General features: G+C 68.6%; 15 protein-coding genes and 1 riboswitch. Of the genes, 11 read left to right on the forward strand and 4 right to left on the reverse strand.

Translation table 11 applies throughout. The features are described 5' to 3' along the window. Positions 1–3: 3 nt before the first annotated feature. Positions 4–2,463, forward strand: a complete 2,460-nt coding sequence (locus ACIBHY_RS33700) for an L-aspartate oxidase (RefSeq protein ID WP_397308806.1) — start codon at positions 4–6, stop codon at positions 2,461–2,463. 3 nt (positions 2,464–2,466) lie between these two features. Beyond that, positions 2,467–3,249: a type III pantothenate kinase gene (locus ACIBHY_RS33705; RefSeq protein ID WP_379611943.1), complete on the forward strand. Its 783-nt coding sequence runs from the start codon at positions 2,467–2,469 to the stop codon at positions 3,247–3,249. 52 nt (positions 3,250–3,301) lie between these two features. Here the strand turns inward: ACIBHY_RS33705 and ACIBHY_RS33710 are convergent, their stop codons facing one another. After that, complete coding sequence (locus ACIBHY_RS33710; RefSeq protein ID WP_379638440.1) at positions 3,302–3,778, reverse strand: hypothetical protein; 477 nt, start codon at positions 3,776–3,778, stop codon at positions 3,302–3,304. A 119-nt stretch (positions 3,779–3,897) separates the two neighbouring features. Between ACIBHY_RS33710 and lysX the strand changes: the two genes are divergently transcribed. Further along, complete coding sequence (gene lysX, locus ACIBHY_RS33715) at positions 3,898–5,379, forward strand: bifunctional lysylphosphatidylglycerol synthetase/lysine--tRNA ligase LysX (protein ID WP_397252765.1); 1,482 nt, start codon at positions 3,898–3,900, stop codon at positions 5,377–5,379. Between the two features lie 4 nt (positions 5,380–5,383). On the opposite strand, the gene ACIBHY_RS33720 is transcribed toward lysX, so the two are convergent. Beyond that, positions 5,384–6,316 (reverse strand): NADP-dependent oxidoreductase, encoded by a 933-nt coding sequence (locus ACIBHY_RS33720; protein ID WP_397308807.1) that lies wholly within the window; start codon positions 6,314–6,316, stop codon positions 5,384–5,386. A gap of 76 nt (positions 6,317–6,392) precedes the next feature. Here ACIBHY_RS33720 and ACIBHY_RS33725 point away from each other — a divergent pair, with 76 nt between their 5' ends. Then, positions 6,393–6,791, forward strand: coding sequence for a winged helix-turn-helix transcriptional regulator (locus ACIBHY_RS33725; RefSeq protein WP_397308808.1), 399 nt, complete (start codon positions 6,393–6,395; stop codon positions 6,789–6,791). On the opposite strand, the gene ACIBHY_RS33730 is transcribed toward ACIBHY_RS33725, so the two are convergent. Next, positions 6,773–7,831, reverse strand: coding sequence for a cytochrome P450 (locus tag ACIBHY_RS33730; RefSeq protein ID WP_397308809.1), 1,059 nt, complete (start codon positions 7,829–7,831; stop codon positions 6,773–6,775). The genes ACIBHY_RS33725 and ACIBHY_RS33730 overlap by 19 nt on opposite strands. Positions 7,832–8,182: 351 nt before the next feature. Here ACIBHY_RS33730 and ACIBHY_RS33735 point away from each other — a divergent pair, with 351 nt between their 5' ends. Beyond that, positions 8,183–8,395 carry a LuxR C-terminal-related transcriptional regulator gene (locus ACIBHY_RS33735; RefSeq protein ID WP_157251897.1) on the forward strand — a complete coding sequence of 71 codons (213 nt, stop codon included), beginning with the start codon at positions 8,183–8,185 and terminating at the stop codon, positions 8,393–8,395. A gap of 85 nt (positions 8,396–8,480) precedes the next feature. On the opposite strand, the gene ACIBHY_RS33740 is transcribed toward ACIBHY_RS33735, so the two are convergent. Further along, positions 8,481–9,524 carry an NlpC/P60 family protein gene (locus tag ACIBHY_RS33740; RefSeq protein WP_397308810.1) on the reverse strand — a complete coding sequence of 348 codons (1,044 nt, stop codon included), beginning with the start codon at positions 9,522–9,524 and terminating at the stop codon, positions 8,481–8,483. 5 nt (positions 9,525–9,529) lie between these two features. Then, positions 9,530–9,677, reverse strand: a riboswitch (cyclic di-AMP (ydaO/yuaA leader). A 337-nt stretch (positions 9,678–10,014) separates the two neighbouring features. Here ACIBHY_RS33740 and ACIBHY_RS33745 point away from each other — a divergent pair. From ACIBHY_RS33745 to ACIBHY_RS33770, 6 genes are all read left to right on the forward strand, one after another. Next, positions 10,015–10,584 (forward strand): amino-acid N-acetyltransferase, encoded by a 570-nt coding sequence (locus ACIBHY_RS33745; RefSeq protein ID WP_397252760.1) that lies wholly within the window; start codon positions 10,015–10,017, stop codon positions 10,582–10,584. A gap of 85 nt (positions 10,585–10,669) precedes the next feature. Next, positions 10,670–11,944, forward strand: a complete 1,275-nt coding sequence (locus ACIBHY_RS33750) for an RDD family protein (RefSeq protein WP_397308811.1) — start codon at positions 10,670–10,672, stop codon at positions 11,942–11,944. 113 nt (positions 11,945–12,057) lie between these two features. Beyond that, the gene (locus ACIBHY_RS33755; RefSeq protein ID WP_397308812.1) at positions 12,058–12,567 is read left to right on the forward strand and encodes an RDD family protein; all 510 of its coding nucleotides are present in this window, start codon (positions 12,058–12,060) and stop codon (positions 12,565–12,567) included. Between the two features lie 495 nt (positions 12,568–13,062). Next, positions 13,063–13,395: an Lsr2 family protein gene (locus ACIBHY_RS33760; protein WP_184971356.1), complete on the forward strand. Its 333-nt coding sequence runs from the start codon at positions 13,063–13,065 to the stop codon at positions 13,393–13,395. Positions 13,396–14,010: 615 nt separating this feature from the next. Beyond that, positions 14,011–16,515, forward strand: coding sequence for an ATP-dependent Clp protease ATP-binding subunit (locus ACIBHY_RS33765; RefSeq protein WP_184971355.1), 2,505 nt, complete (start codon positions 14,011–14,013; stop codon positions 16,513–16,515). Between the two features lie 653 nt (positions 16,516–17,168). Continuing rightward, positions 17,169–18,107: a TIM barrel protein gene (locus tag ACIBHY_RS33770; RefSeq protein ID WP_184971354.1), complete on the forward strand. Its 939-nt coding sequence runs from the start codon at positions 17,169–17,171 to the stop codon at positions 18,105–18,107. Positions 18,108–18,128: the final 21 nt, after the last annotated feature.

The following is an 18,128-nucleotide window of genomic DNA, read 5'->3' on the forward strand; positions in this document are numbered from 1 at the left end:
CCCATGAGTGGACCGGCGATCCCCCTGCGGCTCAGCGCGCCGGAGCCCGGCTGGACCCGCGAGGCCGACGTGGTCGTGGTGGGCTCGGGAGTGGCCGGGCTGACCGTGGCGTTGCGCCATGCTGAGCTACGGCCCGAGGCCAAGGTGCTCGTCGTCACCAAGGACGTGCTCGGGGAGGGTTCGACCCGGTTCGCGCAGGGCGGGATCGCGGCGGTGCTCGACCCCGGCGACAGCCCCGAGGAACACCTGAACGACACGCTGATCGCCGGGGTCGGGCTGTGCGATCGGCGGGCCGTACGCGCTCTTGTGACCGAGGGGCCGCAGGCGCTGCGTCGGCTGATCGCGCGCGGAGCCAGGTTCGACCTGACCGACGGCGGAGAGCTGCAGCTCGGCCGCGAGGGCGGGCACCGGCGCGACCGGATCGTCCACGCGGGCGGCGACGCGACCGGCGCCGAGGTGCAGCGCGCGCTCGTCGCGGCGCTGCGCGAGCGCGGGATCGAGGTCATCGAGCACGCGCTCGTGCTCGACCTGCTCAAGGACGGCGCCGGGCGGGCCGCCGGGGTGACGCTGCACGTCATGGGCGAAGGCGCGAGCGACGGCGTGGGCGCGGTACGCGCGGGCGCCGTCGTGCTGGCCACCGGCGGAATGGGACAGGTCTACCAGTCGACCACCAACCCGCTGGTCTCCACCGGAGACGGAGTGGCGCTCGCGCTGCGCGCCGGGGCGGTGGTGCGCGACCTGGAATTCGTCCAGTTCCACCCGACCGTGCTCTGGCTCGGCGAGGACGCCACCGGCCAGCAGCCGCTGATCTCCGAGGCGGTCAGGGGCGAGGGCGCGTTCCTCGTGGACGAGCACGGCACGCGCTTCATGGAGGACGTGCACGAGCTCGCCGACCTCGCCCCCCGCGACGTGGTCGCCAAGGCGATCATGCGCAGGGCCGGGCAGGTCTACCTCGACGGCCGCCACTTCGGCGAGGACAAGTGGCGCACCCGCTTCCCCACGATCCGCGCGCTCTGCCTGGAGCACGGCATCGACCCGGCCAAGGAGCTGATCCCGGTCGTGCCCGCCGCGCACTACGCCAGCGGCGGCGTCCGCACCGACCTGCACGGCCGCACCTCCATCCCCGGCCTGTACGCCTGCGGCGAGGTCGCCTGCACCGGCGTGCACGGCGCCAACCGCCTGGCCTCCAACTCGCTGCTGGAGGGGCTCGTCTTCGCCGAGCGCATCGCCCAGGACATCCAGCCCACGGTACGGCCGGCGCCCACGGACCCCCAGGCACAGGAAGGCCTGTTCGACCCGCGCGTCCGCCCCAGGATCCAGGCCCACATGAGCAGGGGAGCGGGCGTGCTGCGCGGCCGCGAGTCGCTGGCCCTGACCGCGAAGGCGCTCGGCGACGCCCGCTGGACGCCGGTGCGGGTGCTGCCGTGCACCGAGGCGTGGGAGACGACGAACCTGCTGACGGTGGCGACCGTGCTGACCGCCACCGCGGTGGCCCGCGAGGAGACCAGGGGCTCGCACTGGCGCGAGGACTTCGGCGAGCGCGACGACGAGCGCTGGCTGGGACATCTGGACGTGCGACTGACCGAGGAAGGCTTGCAGATGACTTACACGCCGCACGGGCTCGCGCTGGACACCGGCGCGCCCGAGATGCAGGACGTGATCGACCGGGCGCTGGCCGAGGACCTTCAGGAGGCCGGTGACGTGACCAGCCTGGCCACGGTCCCGGCCGGGCACCGGTCGGCCGGGGACGTGGTGGCCCGCGAGGGCGGTGTGGTCGCGGGGCTGGCCGTGGCCGAGGCGGTCTTCGCGCGGCTGGGGGCCAGCCGTACGACGAGGCTGGTGGAGGACGGGCAGCGGGTCGCGGCGGGAGAGGTGCTGATGACGGTCGAGGGGCCCACGCGGGCCCTGCTCACGGCCGAGCGGACCGCGCTCAACCTGCTCACGCACCTGTCGGGCATCGCGACGCGGACCGGCGCCTGGGTCGCGGCGCTTGAGGGCACCGGGGCGCGGGTGCGCGACAGCCGTAAGACGCTGCCGGGGCTGCGGGCGCTGGAGAAGTACGCGGTGCGGGCCGGAGGCGGGGTCAACCACCGCATGTCGCTGTCGGACGCGGCGCTGATCAAGGACAATCACGTGGTCGCGGCCGGGGGAGTCGGGGCGGCGTTCAAGGCGGTCAGGGAGCGGTACCCGGATCTGCCGGTCGAGGTCGAGGTCGACACGCTGGAGCAGCTGCGGGAGGTGCTGGCCGAGGGGGCCGCGGTGGTCCTGCTGGACAACTTCACCGTCGAGGAGATGACGCTCGCCGTACAAATCACGAAAAATCAGGCGAAGTTGGAGGCCAGTGGAGGACTGACCTTGGAAATGGCCCGTGATGTGGCTGAAACTGGCGTTGACTATCTTGCGGTGGGAGCGCTTACGCATTCCGCGCCGGCCCTGGACATCGCACTGGATCTACGGGGGTAATTGATGCTGCTCACGATCGACGTCGGCAACACGCACACCGTGCTCGGTCTCTTCGAAGGCGAAGAGGTGATCGAGCACTGGCGGCTGGCCACCGACGCCCGCCGCACCGCCGACGAGATCGCCGTCGTGCTCCAGGGGCTGCTCGGCCAGTCACCGCTGCTCAAGGGAGCCGACGTCAGCGGCATCGCGATCTGCTCGACCGTGCCGTCCGTGCTGAACGAGATGCGGGAGATGTGCCGCCGCTACTACGGCGACGTGACCGCGGTGATCGTGGAGCCCGGCATCCGCACCGGCGTGCCGGTCCGCATGGACAACCCCAAGGAGGTCGGCAGCGACCGGGTGGTCAACGCCCTGGCCGCCATCGACCAGTACGGCGGGCCGTGCGTCATCGTCGACTTCGGCACCGCCACGTCCTTCGACGCGGTCTCGGCCAAGGGCGAGTACGTGGGTGCGGTCACCGCGCCCGGCATCGAGATCTCCGTCGACGCGCTCGCCGCGGCCGGCGCCCAGCTCCACAAGGTCGAACTGATCAGGCCGCGCTCGGTCATCGGCAAGAACACCGTCGAGGCGCTGCAGGCCGGCATCATCTACGGCTTCGCCGGCCAGGTCGACGGCATCGTCGAGCGGATGGTGGCGGAGCTGGCCGACGACCCGGACGAGGTGACCGTGGTGGCCACCGGCGGGCACGCCGCGCTGGTGGTGGGGGAGTCGCGCTCGATCGACGTGCACGAGCCCTGGCTGACCCTGATCGGCCTGCGGCTCATCTACAACCGCAACACGACGTGAGCGAGCGGCCCCCCGCTCGGGAATGGGGGCCGCTCGCGGCTTGCGGGCGTCGTTACTCGGACTCGGCCGTGTACAGGTACTTCCACGAGCCGCACTTGGTCGGGTGGCTGCTGTGCGGGCCGATCTGGCAGACCTTGACGCGCAGGCTGAAGACGTCCTCCTCGGAGAACGCGTACTTCTTGTAGCCGGGGTAGCCGCAGTACTTCTTCGTGTAGACCGTGGACCAGTCGTAGTCGAAGTCGCTGGCCTGGAACTTCACGTACGCGCACTTGCCACCCTGCTTGTAGGTGCGGGAGTCGAGGTCGTAGAGCCGGCCCGTCACGGAGACGGTGTTGGACTCCTGGTGCTCGTCCCATTCGACGCCGACCCAGCCGTGTGACTTGGCCTGGTAGTGCTTGGAGTAGACGGGTCCCCAGTACGAGCTGTAGTCGTAGCTCGACGTGCTGGCGGAGGCGGCGGTCGGCAGGCTGAGGGCGAGGGCGGAGGTGGCGGCAACGGCGAGGGCGCCGATCGCGATCTTCTTTATCATGGTCTCTCTCCTGGAACCCGGAGGTGCTGTGCTCCATTGGTAACGGAGAGTTCTTGCAGCGCCCCTGCAGGGAGCCGACGAGCCCTTGCAGTTCGCCATATCCCCTACCCTTTGTTCTTGTGAGCGACGAACTTCCCGAGCAGATGCGCATCCGGAGGGAGAAGCTCGACCGCCTCCGCAGCGAGGGCGTCGAGCCCTTCCCGGTCAACTTCCCCCGCACGGCGACGAACGCCGAGGTCAGGGAGAAATACCAGGGCCTGGAGCCGGACACCGCCACGGGAGACAGGGTCGCGATCGCCGGCCGGGTCATGCTCAACCGGGTCGGCGGCAAGCTGTGCTTCGCCACCCTGCGCGACGGCTCCGGCGACCTGCAGGTCATGGTCTCGCTCGACAGGGTCGGCGAGGAGTCGCTGGCCGCCTGGAAGAGCGACGTCGACCTCGGTGACCACGTCGGCGTCGAGGGCGAGGTCATCACCTCGCGCCGCGGCGAGCTGTCGATCCTGGCCGACTCCTGGCAGATCACCGCCAAGTGCCTGCGCCCGCTGCCCGAGAAGCACCTCGGCCTCACCGACCCCGAGGCCCGCGTCCGCCAGCGCTACGTCGACCTCATCGTCAACGACGAGGCCCGCAGGATGGCCCACCTGCGCAGCGCCACCGTCCGCGCCGCGCGCGACTTCTGGCACGAGGAGGGCTACCTCGAGGTCGAGACCCCGATGCTCCAGCCCATCCACGGCGGGGCGACGGCGCGGCCGTTCAAGACCCACATCAACGCCTACAACATGGAGCTCTACCTTCGCATCGCGATCGAGCTCTACCTCAAGCGGCTGGTGGTCGGCGGCATCGAGAAGGTCTTCGAGATCAACCGCAACTTCCGCAACGAGGGCGCGGACTCCACGCACAACCCCGAGTTCACCATGCTCGAGGCCTACGGCACCTACCTCGACTACAACGACATGGCCGACCTGACCCAGCGCATGTACCAGAAGTGCGTCGTGGCGGCGCTGGGCACGTCCGTGGTGGAGCACGACGGCGTCGAGGTCGACCTGGGCATCAAGGAGTGGCCGCGCATCACGCTCTACGGCTCGGTCTCCGACGCGCTCGGCGAGGAGATCACGACCGAGACCTCGCTTGAGCAGGTCCGGAAATATGCCGACAAGCGGGACATTCACTGGGACCCGAAGTGGGGCCAGGGCAAGCTCGTCCAGGAGATCTTCGAAGAGCTGGTCGAGCACACGCTCATCCAGCCCACCTTCGTCATGGACTACCCGCTGGAGACCTCGCCGCTGGCCCGCAACCACCGCGACAACCCGCTGGTCACCGAGAAGTGGGACCTCATCGGGTTCGGCACCGAGCTGGGCACCGCCTACTCCGAGCTGAACGACCCGATCGAGCAGCGCCGCCGCCTGGTCGAGCAGTCGCTGCTGGCCGCCGGCGGCGACCTTGAGGCGATGCAGCTGGACGAGGACTTCCTTCAGGCCCTGGAGTACGCCATGCCGCCCACCGGCGGCGTGGGCGTCGGCATCGACCGGATGATCATGGCCTTCACCGGCAGGAACATCCGCGAGACCATCCTGTTCCCGCTGGTCAAGCCCACCAGCTGACCCTTCACGGGGTGAGGACGACCCGCCCGCGCTGCCCTCCTGCCGACAGCCGCGCGTAGGCCTCAGCCGCCTTCTCCAGGGGGTGGGTGCCGGCCAGGCGCACCGTCAGCCGGCCCGCCTCCGCCCAGCGGGCCACCTGGGCCAGCTGGCCGGCGTCGGCGCGTACGTACACGGTGGAGACGTGGATTCCGCGCAGCGGGATCGGCGCCGCCCCGGCGGCCACCGCCACGTACGCGCCCCCGGCGCGCACCGAGTCCAGCGCGCTGAGCCCCACGATCGCGGCGTCGACCACGCCGTCCACCCCGCCGGGCACCAGGGCGCGCACGGACGCGGCCAGATCCGCGTCCCGAGGTATGAACCACTCCGCCCCGAAGCCGCGCACCAGCTTCTCGTCGCCGGCACCGGCCAGTCCCGCGACCCGCAGCCCGTGCGCGGCGGCGATCTCCACCAGGTAGCCGCCCAGCGCGCCGGCGGCCCCGGTCACGAGGAGCGTCTGCCCGGGAGTCAGATCGGCCAGGTCGAGGGCCTGGATGGCGGTCAGCGTGTTCAGCGGCAGCGTGGCGGCCTGCTCCGGGGTCAGCCCCCCGGGCGCGGCGGCGACCTCGGAGACGTCGAGCAGCACGTACTCGGCCTGCGCCTTGTACGGCGGCATCAGCCGGTCGGACAGCCCGAACACCGCCTGCCCGGCCGTCAGTCCGCCGACCCCCGGCCCCACCTGGTCGACCACTCCGGCCACGTCCCATCCGAGCCCGTACCGCTCCATGGGGTCGGTCAGCTTGTAGCCGGGCAGCGTCCCCGAGGCGGTGAACAGGTCGACCGGCTGCACGGCGGCCGCGGCCACCTTCACCCGTACCTGCCCGGGTCCCGCCTGCGGCACCGGGACCATGACGATCTCCACTTCACCCTCGTGCCCGACCAGCGCTCGCATCGTTGTCATGCGGCCACGGTAGGAAGGCTTACTCTCTTTTGGTAAGAAGGCACCTGAAGGTGCGTAAGCAACCCGGAGGAATGCCGTGCCCACCCAGTCGGCCGCGGACAGGCGCGCGGCAGCCCGCCTGGCCTACGACGCGTACATCGCCAAGTGCCCCTCGCGCCAGCTCCTCAGCACGCTCAGCGACAAGTGGGTGAGCCTCATCCTCACCGCGCTCGCCGGCGGCTCCCAGCGCTACAGCGACCTGGCCAGGACCATCGCCGGTGTCAGCCAGAAGATGCTCACCCAGACGCTGCGCAGCCTGGAGCGCGACGGCTTGGTCTCGCGCACGCTCACCCCGTCGGTCCCCGTGCGCGTCGACTACGAGCTCACCGATCTGGGCCGCAGGCTCCTGCCGATCGTGGCCGCGATCAAGGAATGGGCCGAGGCGCACATCGAGGACGTCCAGGCCGCCAGGACCCTCTACGACAACCGCACCTGAAGCCGGGCCAACCCCCTCAAAACCACGTTCTCCTTGTACGGCGGCGCCTCCTCGACCAGCTTCAGCTCCGGCGCCGCCTCGGCCAGCGCCCGCAGCGCGATCTCGCCCTCCATGCGCGCCAGCGTGGCCCCGAGGCAGAAGTGGATCCCGAGCCCGAAGGCCAGATGCCGCTCCGGCGCCCGTCCCGGATCAAAGCGTCCCGGATCAAAGCGTCCCGGATCGAAGCGGTCCGGGTCGGGGAAGACGGCCGGGTCGCGGTTGGCCGCCCCGACCAGCGCCATCACCGGCGTGCCCGCGGGCACCGCGGTGCCGCCCAGCTCCGCCTCCCGCAGCGCCGTCCTGGCGGTGAGCTGCACCGGCGGGTCGTAGCGCAGCACCTCCTCGACCACCGGCTGGGGATCGTCCGCCGCGCGGTGGAGCATGCCGTGCCTGGCCAGGTTGAGCACACCGTTGGCGATCAGGTTGACGGTCGTCTCGTGCCCGGCGACCAGCAGCAGGACGCAGGTGGCCAGGAGTTCGGCCTCGGTGAGCTCCTGGACCTGGGTCAGGGCGCTGAGCAGGTCCTCGCCGGGGCGTACGCGCCGCTCGGCCAGCAGTTCGCGGAAGTACGCGCGGAACTCCAGACCGGCCCGCTCGGTGGTGTCCGCCTGGCCGGAGGGCAGCATCGGGTCGAGGCTGCGGGCCAGCGTCTCGCTCCAGCCGCGGAAGCGCTCGTAGTCCTCGGGCGGCACGCCGAGCATCTCGGTGATCACCAGGACCGGCAGCGGATAGGCGAACTCGGCGACCAGGTCGGCCTCCTCGCCCATGGCGCCGAGCAGCTCCGCGGTGATCGCCTCGATTCTGGGGCGCAGCCGTTCGAGCATGCGGGGCGTGAACGCCCGGCTGACCAGAGCCCGCAGCCGCGTGTGGTCGGGCGGGTCGAGACGCAGGAAGGACACCTGCGGCCGGTCAGGGTCATCGGTGCCCGGCGGGACGTGTCCGTGGCCGAAGCGGGGGTCGCGCAGCATCGCCGAGACGTGCTCGTGTGATGTGGCTACCACCAAACCGCCGCGGGTATGAAATAAATCGCCACGCTCGCGAAGCTCCCGATACTTTCCGTACGGGTCACGCCGGAACCCGGGATCGAACGGATCGAATCCCAGCACGTCGGCGGGGGTCAGTGTCGGTGACCGAGGGGCGTTGTAAGGATCAGTGAGATCGCTCATCGTGCCCCGAAGTGTGACGACATATGGCGAGTAGTTCACATAGGTTTGATCATGTCAATACAGCTGGTCAAGCTGGGCAATTGTCGAGCTTGACGACCTTTCCTGAATGCGTTTACCGTCTGCGAGACGAGCGCGTTGCGCGGTCCGATACGTCTGCGAGTTCTGCTGTTGGGGGGAGGGCTCCCGATGGATGTGCTCACCGAGGGCGTTGAGCTGAGCCACGCCGATTTAGCCTTGCTCGCCGAGCTGGCCAAGGGAGTCACGGTCGATCGGGTAGGGCGCCGGCTGGAGATCAGCGGACGCACGGTACGCCGCCGTTTGCGAGGGATATGCGACAGGATCGGTGTGGCCACCGCCATCGAGGCGGTGGCCTGGGCGGCACGCCGCCAGCTGATCTAGCAGGGCTGAGACCCGACCCCGCCGGTTCGACCGGCGGGGTCGGTTTTGGCTGGCATGGGGTCCTGGTTCCGTCTCTTCGGCGGGGTCAGTTCGCGATGCGGACCGCGCCCGCCCACGGGCGACGGGAGATCGACGCCAGGCGCACGACGTCGCCGGTCTGCGGCGCGTGCACCATCATGCCGCCGCCGACGTAGATGCCGACGTGGTGCAGGTCGCTGTAGAAGAACACCAGGTCACCGGGGCGCAGCTCCTCGCGCGAGATGCGGGTGCCGGCCGTCCACTGGTCGCCGGTGTAATGCGGCAGCGAGATGCCGACCCGCTGGTAGGCCGCCATGACCAGGCCGGAGCAGTCGTAGGAGCTGGGACCCTCCGCGCCCCACACGTACGGCTTGAGCTGCTGGGTCAGCGCCCACCTGGCCGCCTCGGCCGCCTTGCCGGCGCCGGCGATCGGCAGGCTGACCCGCACCGCGCGGGTGCCCGGCCGCCCGGCCTCGCCGATGGCCCGCTGGAACAGGTCGCTCTCGACCTTCTTGACCAGCTTGCCGATCTTGTCGCGCCGCGCGTCCAGGTCCTCGACGATCTCGGTGACCTTGTCGATGCGGGTCTTCGCCTCGGACTGGGCCTTCTCGGCCAGTTCCCTGGCGCGGGTGACCTGGTTGACCTCCTCGCCCTGCTGCTGCTCCAGCGCGTAACTGGTCGCGGCGCGGTCGAGGAAGAGCTCGGGGTCGTCGGAGGCGGCGAAGGCGAGGGCGCGGCTGAAGCCGCCCATCATGTACTCGCTCTGCGCGAGCATGCCCGCCCGCTGGCGCTTGGTGGCGAGATCGGCCTCACTGGAGGCCAGCGTCTTCTTGGCGGCGTCGACGGCCTTCTGGGCGTCCCTGAGCTTCACGCGCTGGCCGTTGAACTGCTCGCTGAGCGTCTCGATCTCCGTGTGGAGCTTCTCGGCCTGCTCCGACAACTGCTTGAGCGACGGCTTCGGGTCGGCGGCTGCGGAACCGAGAGGCGTGACGGTGAACGTCACCGCGGCTACGGCTGCCGTCAGGACGACCAGCCGCTTCTTGATGCCTGGTTCGGGAGGGCGGGCATGCTTGCCCGCGGGCTTCCCTTCACGGTTACGCGTGCGCTTCACCAACCAGCTCCTCTCGTGGCCGCCTACCGGGTTAGCTGACGGGTTCGGGCCGGAGCAGCCCTACCGAGCCGTGGCTCGGATTCACCCCGGATGGCCTGCGGCCACTGGCGGGTCCCCGGCTCCCCAGGGGAGGGGATTAGGCGTGCCGCCGCGCGTAAGGACGCGGGTGACATCGACGCTGGACACTAGTGCACTCCAGGTTCGTGCTCAACCAGAACTGCCAAGTCTGTTGAGGTTTCACAACCGAAGTGTCACGGGGGGATCACGTGCTCCGCCGTACTGGAGCGACTTTATGTGCGCTTTGCGGGTGCATGGGACGTACGTGAGGTTCGGCGTCACCGGGGGAATCATTGCTCGTCACCGGCTATTCGCCTGGTGGTTGAGGGGGAGACGGCTGTTGTCGGGCATGCTCGTCCACTGGATGAGATGGTTGAGGAAGTAGGTGGGCAAATAGGGGGCAGCCGTAATTGCGTCTGTACTCTGAAGTGCCATGGAACAGGTCGCCGAACGGGCGGTACCCGACATCGAGGTCGTCGTGCGGCGAGCTCGCACGCCGGACGTCCGGACGATCAGGCGCCTGGTCGACACCTATGCCGGAGCCGGGCCGCGCCTGCTGGAAAAAGCCACGGTCACTCTTTACGAGGACGTCCAGGAGTTCTGGGTGGCTGAGCGTGGCGGGCAGGTCGTCGGATGCGGTGCCCTGCACGTGTTGTGGGAGGACCTCGCCGAGATTCGCACCGTGGCCGTCGACCCCGACGCCCGCGGTCTCGGGGTCGGGGGCCAAATCGTTACCGCTTTGATCGGAACGGCCCGCGAACTCGGGCTGGGGCGGGTGTTCTGCCTGACATTCGCGGTGGATTTCTTCGCCGCGCATGGGTTCCGCCCGATCCAGGGCACGCCGGTATCTCCCGAGGTCTATGCCGAGCTGCTCGCCTCCTATGACGAGGGCGTAGCCGAGTTCCTCGACTTGGAGCACGTCAAGCCCAACACCCTGGGCAACACCAGGATGCTGCTCCACCTGCCGTCGTTTGACTCGGACCTCGACCAAAGGGAAAGGTGATTGTAGATACCTATGTCGATACGTTGGGCAGCGAAGGCATGTGTCCTGACATGTGCCACATGCACACTCGAAGCGAGGTGACACGGTGAGCACCGGACAGCCGCCGTATCCACAGGACGACCCCGGCGACAACTCCGGGACTCCCGAATACGGACAGCACAACGCGGGCCACGCACAGGGCGAGCCCGACCCGGACGTGACCGTCGTGGGTTACCGCCAAGACGGCGACCCCTACGGCCAGCAGGGATACGGACAGCAGTCCGGCTCCCAGCCGGGTTACGGTCAGCAGCCCCAGTACGGCCAGCAGCAGGGATACGGTCAGCAGCAGCCTCAGTACGGCCAGCAGCCCGGCTCGCAGCCGGGTTACGGCCAGCAGCTTGGTTACGGCCAGCAGGCCCAGCAGCAGCCCGAGTACGGCCAGCAGCCGGGCTCCCAGCCCGGTTACGGCCAGCAGCAGCCTGGCTACGGCCAGCAGCCCGGTTACGGCCAGCAGGCCCAGTCGCAGCCCGGCTACGGCCAGCAGCAGCCCGAGTACGGCCAGCAGCCCGGTTACGGCCAGCAGCCCGGCTCCCAGCCGGGTTACGGTCAGCAGCAGCCCGGCTATGGCCAGCAGCCTCAGTACGGTCAGCAGCCCGGCTCGCAACCTGGCTACGGTCAGCAGCAGCCCGGCTACGGCCAGCAGGCCCCGTCCGGGCAGCAGTACGCCCAGCCGGGTTACGGCCAGCAGCCTGGTTATGGTCAGCAGCAGCCGCAGCAGGGTTACGGCCAGCAGCAGCCGCAGGGCTACGGCCAGCAGGGCTTCCAGCCCGGCTACGGCCAGGCCTACGGTCAGCCGGTGGGCGTCCAGCCGCCCGGCGCGCCCGCGCCGCTGGCCGAGTGGTGGCAGCGTCTGGTCGCCCGAATCATCGACGGTGTGCTCTTCGGCATCGTCTACTGGGTGATCACTCTGATCATGGCCGGCATCTTCCTGGCGACGTACAGCTCGCTCGACGGTTCCAGCTCGGGCTTCTTCGGCCCGGTGCTCGTCGGCCTCATCTCGGGTGTGCTGGTCGGGGCGGTCTACATCGCCTACGAGCTGATCATGACCAAGATGAACGGGCAGACGGTCGGCAAGATCGTCATGGGCATCAAGATCGTCCCGGTCGGCGGCGCCATGCCGCCCGGCGGGCTGTCCACCGACGTCGCGATAAAGCGGGCCGGCGTGACGTGGGGCGGGTACCTGATCTCGGGCATCCCGTTCCTCGGCTGGCTCGGCTACATCTTCGTCGCGCTGAACGGCGCCTCGCAGCTGTGGGACAAGCCGCTGCAGCAGACGTTCGCCGACAAGGTCGCGCGTACCGTGGTGGTCAAGATCAAGTAGTGGTCGTGTCATGGATTCAGGGGTCACCGCCCGGTGGCCCCTGTTTCATGTGGCGCCGTGCCGTACCAGAATGAGGGGACAGCCGACCTAAAGGCCGTCGAGAGGTTGAGGCTATGGCCGCGCCCGCCCAACGCGCAGTGACCGCCGAATGGTGGGAGCGGCTGGTCGCGCGCCTCATTGAGGCCCTGGTCTTCGGCGTGTTCTATTACATTCTGTTCATCGGGCTGTGGACACTCTTCCGGTCTGTAGGGCTGCTGGAGGTCTTCGAGGGCCGCTGGCCCGAGGTCATCGCCTGGTTCGGCGCGGGCCTTGTCTATACGCTCTACGACTGGGTGTCGCATTCCGCGGGCGGCCGCACCTTCGGGCAGGCGATCATGCGGATTCGCGTGGTTCAGGCGGACGGCGCCGTTGTCACCTCCCATGGGCTGCTGAAACGCTCGCTGCTGTATCCGGGGCCGACCATGTTGATGGGCATTCCGGTGCTCGATCTGGGGGCCGCGGTGATCGCCTTCGGCGTGGGGATGCTCATCCTCATCGACCGTCCCCAGCTGCGCGGTCCCCATGACCGGCTGGCGGGAACGCGGGTGGTCAAAGACCTGCGCGAGCCGGGGCGGGCGGGATAGCCCAAAAAATTTCCCTTGATCCGGTAAGGAGCCTGGAGAGACTGGCATTAGGCTGTCAGTCGCCCAGGTCACCCCTTGTCGGCGACCTGTCGCACGGGTGGCATCCGCGTGGCGCCATGGTCGGGCGGCGGCGGTTGTCCGCCACACGGCCCCCGCACGCGGCGCCGCGCCCGAGGTGTTCAGTCGGCTCCTGGGAAATCTGTCGCCGTGGAAACCCCGATCGGCGCGCGGGCCGAGGGCGAATGGAAGGCCTTACGGAAGCTTTGGCGGCCGCCGTGACACCGGCTGGAGTCACCGGCCCCTTCGACTTTGGCGTGCGCTGAAGACGTCCCGCCGACCCTCGCCGGCCGGCGGCCAAACCGCCAGGATCGGGTCGAGAACCACAACTGATCCGCGAGTCAGCCGAATCCGTGTCTCGCTGAATTGTCTTAGCGTCTTTCCGGGTATATGTTTGGGCAGGCGAATGAAACAATGCTCCGGGAAAGGATTGCGTAGATGGCCAAGCAGATCCAGGAGATTCTCATCGATGACCTCGATGGGGGCGAGGCCAATGAGACGGTCAGCTTCGCTATTGACGGCGCTTCGTATGAGATTGACCTCAGTGACGTTAACGCCAAGAAGCTGAGGGATGCGCTCTCGCCTTTCGTGCAGCACGCTCGGCGCGGCGGTGCCGTCTCCACGCGTCGTCGGGGTCGTGGCGGGCAGCGCGCGATGACCCGCGAGAAGAGCTCCGAGATCAGGCAGTGGGCCAAGGCTCACGGCCTGCCCGTCAGCGAGCGCGGCCGAATCGCCTCCACCGTGGTGGAGAAGTACGAAGCCGCGCACTAACCGCTGTCGCGATCGACCATGCGCTTATGACAGTTGCCTAGAACCCCGGCGACTGCCATAAGCGCATGATCGTTTTTTAGGGCACTCTTTGTCCTGGTTTGCGCGTCTCGCATCGTGGACCTGGGGGCCCATTGTGCCGCATTTGGTACCCGTGATTCCTGACGATTTCGCTCCGCCGTACCGTGCGAGTACTCACTCCCCGCAGCCGGATTTGCCGATGCACTCGCGGTTTACGCGTCCTTGATTCCTGAATGCCGATCAGTGCGGAGTCGCTGGCTGATCGCATGCCAACCGCTTGCCGGGAGGCCATAGGATGTCAAGTACGGCTTACGGATGTGTCCGGCGCCTCGTCGTGGCGGTCCGTACGCGTGGCGGGCGGTAATTTCCCGACGGTCCGCCGAGGGCGTCCTAAACCTCGTTCGCTTGCGGCGTATCGGGAACACACCACCCCCGAACGGTAGTTGGATGGAGGGTGAACGCCCTGCTCTCGGGGAACGTCTCTGCTATAGAGCGTGTCAGCGGCAGTGGGCACGGTTCGCCGAGCCAGGGCTAGCATGCGGGATGACGGGACCGGACTAAACCGGCCTGACTGACCGCTCTGTGAGGAGCGACGAGATGTTCGAGAGGTTCACCGACCGAGCGAGGCGGGTTGTCGTCTTGGCCCAAGAAGAGGCCAGGATGCTCAACCACAACTACATCGGCACTGAGCACATTCTTCTTGGTTTGATCCACGAAGGTGAGGGCGTTGCCGCCAAGGCTCTGGAGAGTCTCGGCATCAGCCTTGAGGGTGTGCGCCAGCAGGTCGAGGAGATCATCGGCCAGGGCCAGTCGGCTCCGTCGGGGCACATTCCTTTCACCCCGCGGGCCAAGAAGGTCCTCGAGCTGTCGCTCCGTGAGGCTTTGCAGCTGGGCCACAACTACATCGGAACCGAGCACATCCTGCTCGGTCTCATCCGCGAGGGTGAGGGTGTGGCAGCCCAGGTGCTGGTCAAGCTTGGAGCCGATCTCAACCGTGTCAGGCAGCAGGTGATCCAGCTGCTGCACGGCTATCAGGGCAAGGAACCGGCGGCCGCGGGTGGACCGCAGGAGTCGGCTCCGTCGACGTCCCTGGTGCTCGACCAGTTTGGCCGCAACCTGACCCAGGCCGCCCGCGAGGGCAAGCTGGATCCGGTCATCGGCCGCGAGAAGGAGATCGAGCGGGTCATGCAGGTCCTCTCCCGGAGGACCAAGAACAACCCCGTTCTCATCGGCGAGCCCGGCGTCGGCAAGACCGCCGTCGTCGAGGGGCTCTCCCAGAAGATCGTCAAGGGCGAGGTGCCCGAGACGCTGAAGGACAAGCAGCTCTACACGCTTGACCTCGGCGCTCTGGTCGCCGGCTCCCGCTACCGCGGTGACTTCGAAGAGCGCCTGAAGAAGGTGCTCAAGGAGATCCGCACGCGCGGGGACATCATCCTGTTCATCGACGAGCTGCACACGCTCGTGGGTGCGGGCGCCGCCGAGGGCGCGATCGACGCCGCCAGCATCCTCAAGCCGATGCTGGCCCGCGGTGAGCTGCAGACCATCGGCGCCACCACGCTCGACGAGTACCGCAAGTACCTCGAGAAGGACGCCGCGCTGGAGCGCCGCTTCCAGCCGATCCAGGTGGCAGAGCCGTCGCTCAGCCACACGATCGAGATTCTCAAGGGTCTGCGCGACCGCTACGAGGCGCACCACCGCGTGTCGATCACCGACGACGCGCTGGTCGCCGCGGCCCGCCTGGCCGACCGCTACATCAGCGACCGCTACCTGCCCGACAAGGCGATCGACCTCATCGACGAGGCCGGTTCCCGGATGCGCATCCGCCGGATGACCGCTCCGCCGGACCTGCGCGAGTACGACGAGAAGATCGCCAACGTCCGCCGCGACAAGGAGTCCGCGATCGACGCGCAGGACTTCGAGAAGGCGGCTGCCCTCCGCGACCAGGAGAAGCAGCTCCAGCTCAAGCGCGAGCGGCGGGAGAAGGAGTGGAAGGCCGGCGACATGGACGTCGTCGCCGAGGTCACGGAAGAGCTCATCGCGGAGGTCCTCGCCACGGCGACGGGCATCCCGATCTTCAAGCTGACCGAGGAGGAGTCGCAGCGCCTGCTCCGCATGGAGGACGAACTCCACAAGCGGATCATCGGCCAGGACGACGCCATCAAGGGTCTGTCCCGCTCCATCCGGCGCACCCGCGCCGGCCTGAAGGACCCCCGCCGCCCCGGTGGCTCGTTCATCTTCGCCGGCCCGTCCGGCGTCGGTAAGACCGAGCTGTCCAAGGCGCTGGCGGAGTTCCTGTTCGGCGACGAAGACGCGCTGATCATGCTGGACATGTCGGAGTTCATGGAGAAGCACACCGTCTCCAGGCTGTTCGGCTCCCCGCCCGGCTACGTTGGGTACGAGGAGGGCGGCCAGCTGACGGAGAAGGTGCGGCGCAAGCCGTTCTCCGTGGTCCTGTTCGACGAGATCGAGAAGGCCCACCCCGACATCTTCAACTCGCTGCTGCAGATCCTGGAAGACGGTCGCCTGACCGACGCCCAGGGCCGCGTGGTCGACTTCAAGAACACGGTCATCATCATGACCACGAACCTCGGCACCCGTGACATCTCCAAGGGCATCGGGGTCGGGTTCGCGAAGGCGAACGACGCGGAGTCCAACTACGACCGGATGAAGTCCAAGGTCCAGGAGGAGCTCAAGCAGCACTTCCGGCCCGAGTTCCTCAACCGTGTCGACGACATCGTGGTCTTCCACCAGCTCACGCCGAAGGAGATCATCAAGATCGTCGATCTGATGCTCGCCCAGGTGTCCGAGCGGCTGAAGGACCGGGACATGTCGCTGGACGTCGCCCAGGACGCCAAGCAGCTCCTGGCCGACCGCGGCTACGACCCCGTCATGGGGGCCCGGCCGCTGCGCCGTACCATCCAGCGTGAGCTGGAGGACTCGCTGTCGGAGAAGATCCTCTACGGCGAGCTGCGCGCGGGCCAGGTCATCAAGGTGACGATCGAGGGCGAAGGCGACAACGCCAAGTTCGTCTTCACCGGCGAGACGGCACCCACCGAGGTGCCCGACTCGGCGGCGGCGATCGCAGCGCCCATCCAGAACTGACCGAGCTCAGTCCGCAAGAGCCCCCCGTGGTTTTCCACGGGGGGCTCTTCGCGCTCTCAAGCCGCTCTCACCCCTTTGCATCCGTTACGGCAAGCCTGGTCGGCCCCGCCCGCCGTCGTGCCTGCCCGGCCCTCCAGGGGCACGCTCCTCCGCCTCACCGCTCCCCGCCGTGACGCGCGCACACGTGCCCACGCTCCGCGGGCCCAGGGGCACAGGGGGCCCAAGGCGCGGTGACGGTGTCCAGTGGTGCGTCGCTGACCCGGACCTCCGGAGCGCCATCGTGCCCGTGCCCTGCGGTTGACGCCCACGGGTGTGTGGCTCCGATGGGGTTGGTTTGGTGGGGTTGTGGGGTTCGGGTGGAAGGGTTTCGGTGGCGGGGTGGGGTGGGCGGCAATGTTTCCGAATCGTTGGGCGGACGGGGTGTATCACCACGGCAGGTAGTACTACACTGCGTAGAGCATGAGGTCGCCAAGTCTCGTCCAAGTGCGCCACAAGAAGGTGCGCCTACCGTGAGGCTGCTCCCTGGGGAGTAGTGAGGAATCAACTCAGGGCGGACGCGTGGGTCACCCGGGAGCAGACATGCTCGGACAAGGGCCGCGCTCTCCCGAGGCGGGCGACCGGAACAACACCAGTGCAAGCCGTGGAGGAAGCCGATGCGCCTGCGTCACGACGACGGAACGCTCGTTCACCTGGCCTACAACGCAGGCGTGCACCCCGCGGAAGACCTCGAGAACCTGATCGCCCACCTGACCCGCTACGCCGTACCGGTGCGCAAGCGGCTTGGGGTGGAGCGCATGGGAATCGGGCTGTGGTTGTCGCCCGCCGTGGCCGATCATCTGACGGCTGACCGCATCGAGCTGGTACGCCTGCGCCGTTCCCTGGAGGAACGCGGTCTGGAGGTCGTCAGCCTCAACGGGACGGGCGGCCGCAACCAGGAGGTTCCCGGCCCCGACTGGGCCAAGCCCGAGCGCTACCGCTACACGATGGCCCTGGCCAAGATCCTGGCGTTCCTGCTGCCGGAGGACGTGCGGTTCGGGAGCATCTCCACGATTCCGATCGGGTGGCGGCGCGACTGGCCGTCCGATCTGCACACGATCGCCACCAAGCGGCTGGAACGGCTGGCGCGCGAGCTGCGCGGCATCTACAGCGTCACCGGCAAGACCATCCGGGTCGGCTTCGAGCCGTGGCCCGGGTGCGTGCTGGAGACGACCGAGCAGGCCCTGGAGCGGGTCTGCGGCATCGACTCCGAGCACCTCGGCGTCTGCCTGGACGCCTGTCACCTGGCCTGCGGCGCGGAGGAGCCCGGCGCGGCGCTGCGCGGCCTGGCCGCCGCCGGCGCCCCCGTGGTCAAGCTGGGCCACGTGCACAACCACACGGACGAGAACCCGAGCACCGGCGCCGTCCTTCACGACACGCTGACGGCGATGCTGTCCGGGGCGGTCAACGGTACGGCGCACATCGAGGTCGAGACCCACAACCTCATCGTCCCCGGCCGTGCCAAGGGCCCCGGCGCCCTGGTCTCCCTCCTCGCCGAGGAACTCGACTGGGCCCGCACCAACCTCACCAGCCTCGGCCTCCAGCTCGCCGCCTAGCCTCCTTCGGCCTCGTCGGGC

Origin of the sequence: Nonomuraea sp. NPDC050547, from assembly GCF_044457345.1 — a bacterium.
Lineage (GTDB): Bacteria > Actinomycetota > Actinomycetes > Streptosporangiales > Streptosporangiaceae > Nonomuraea.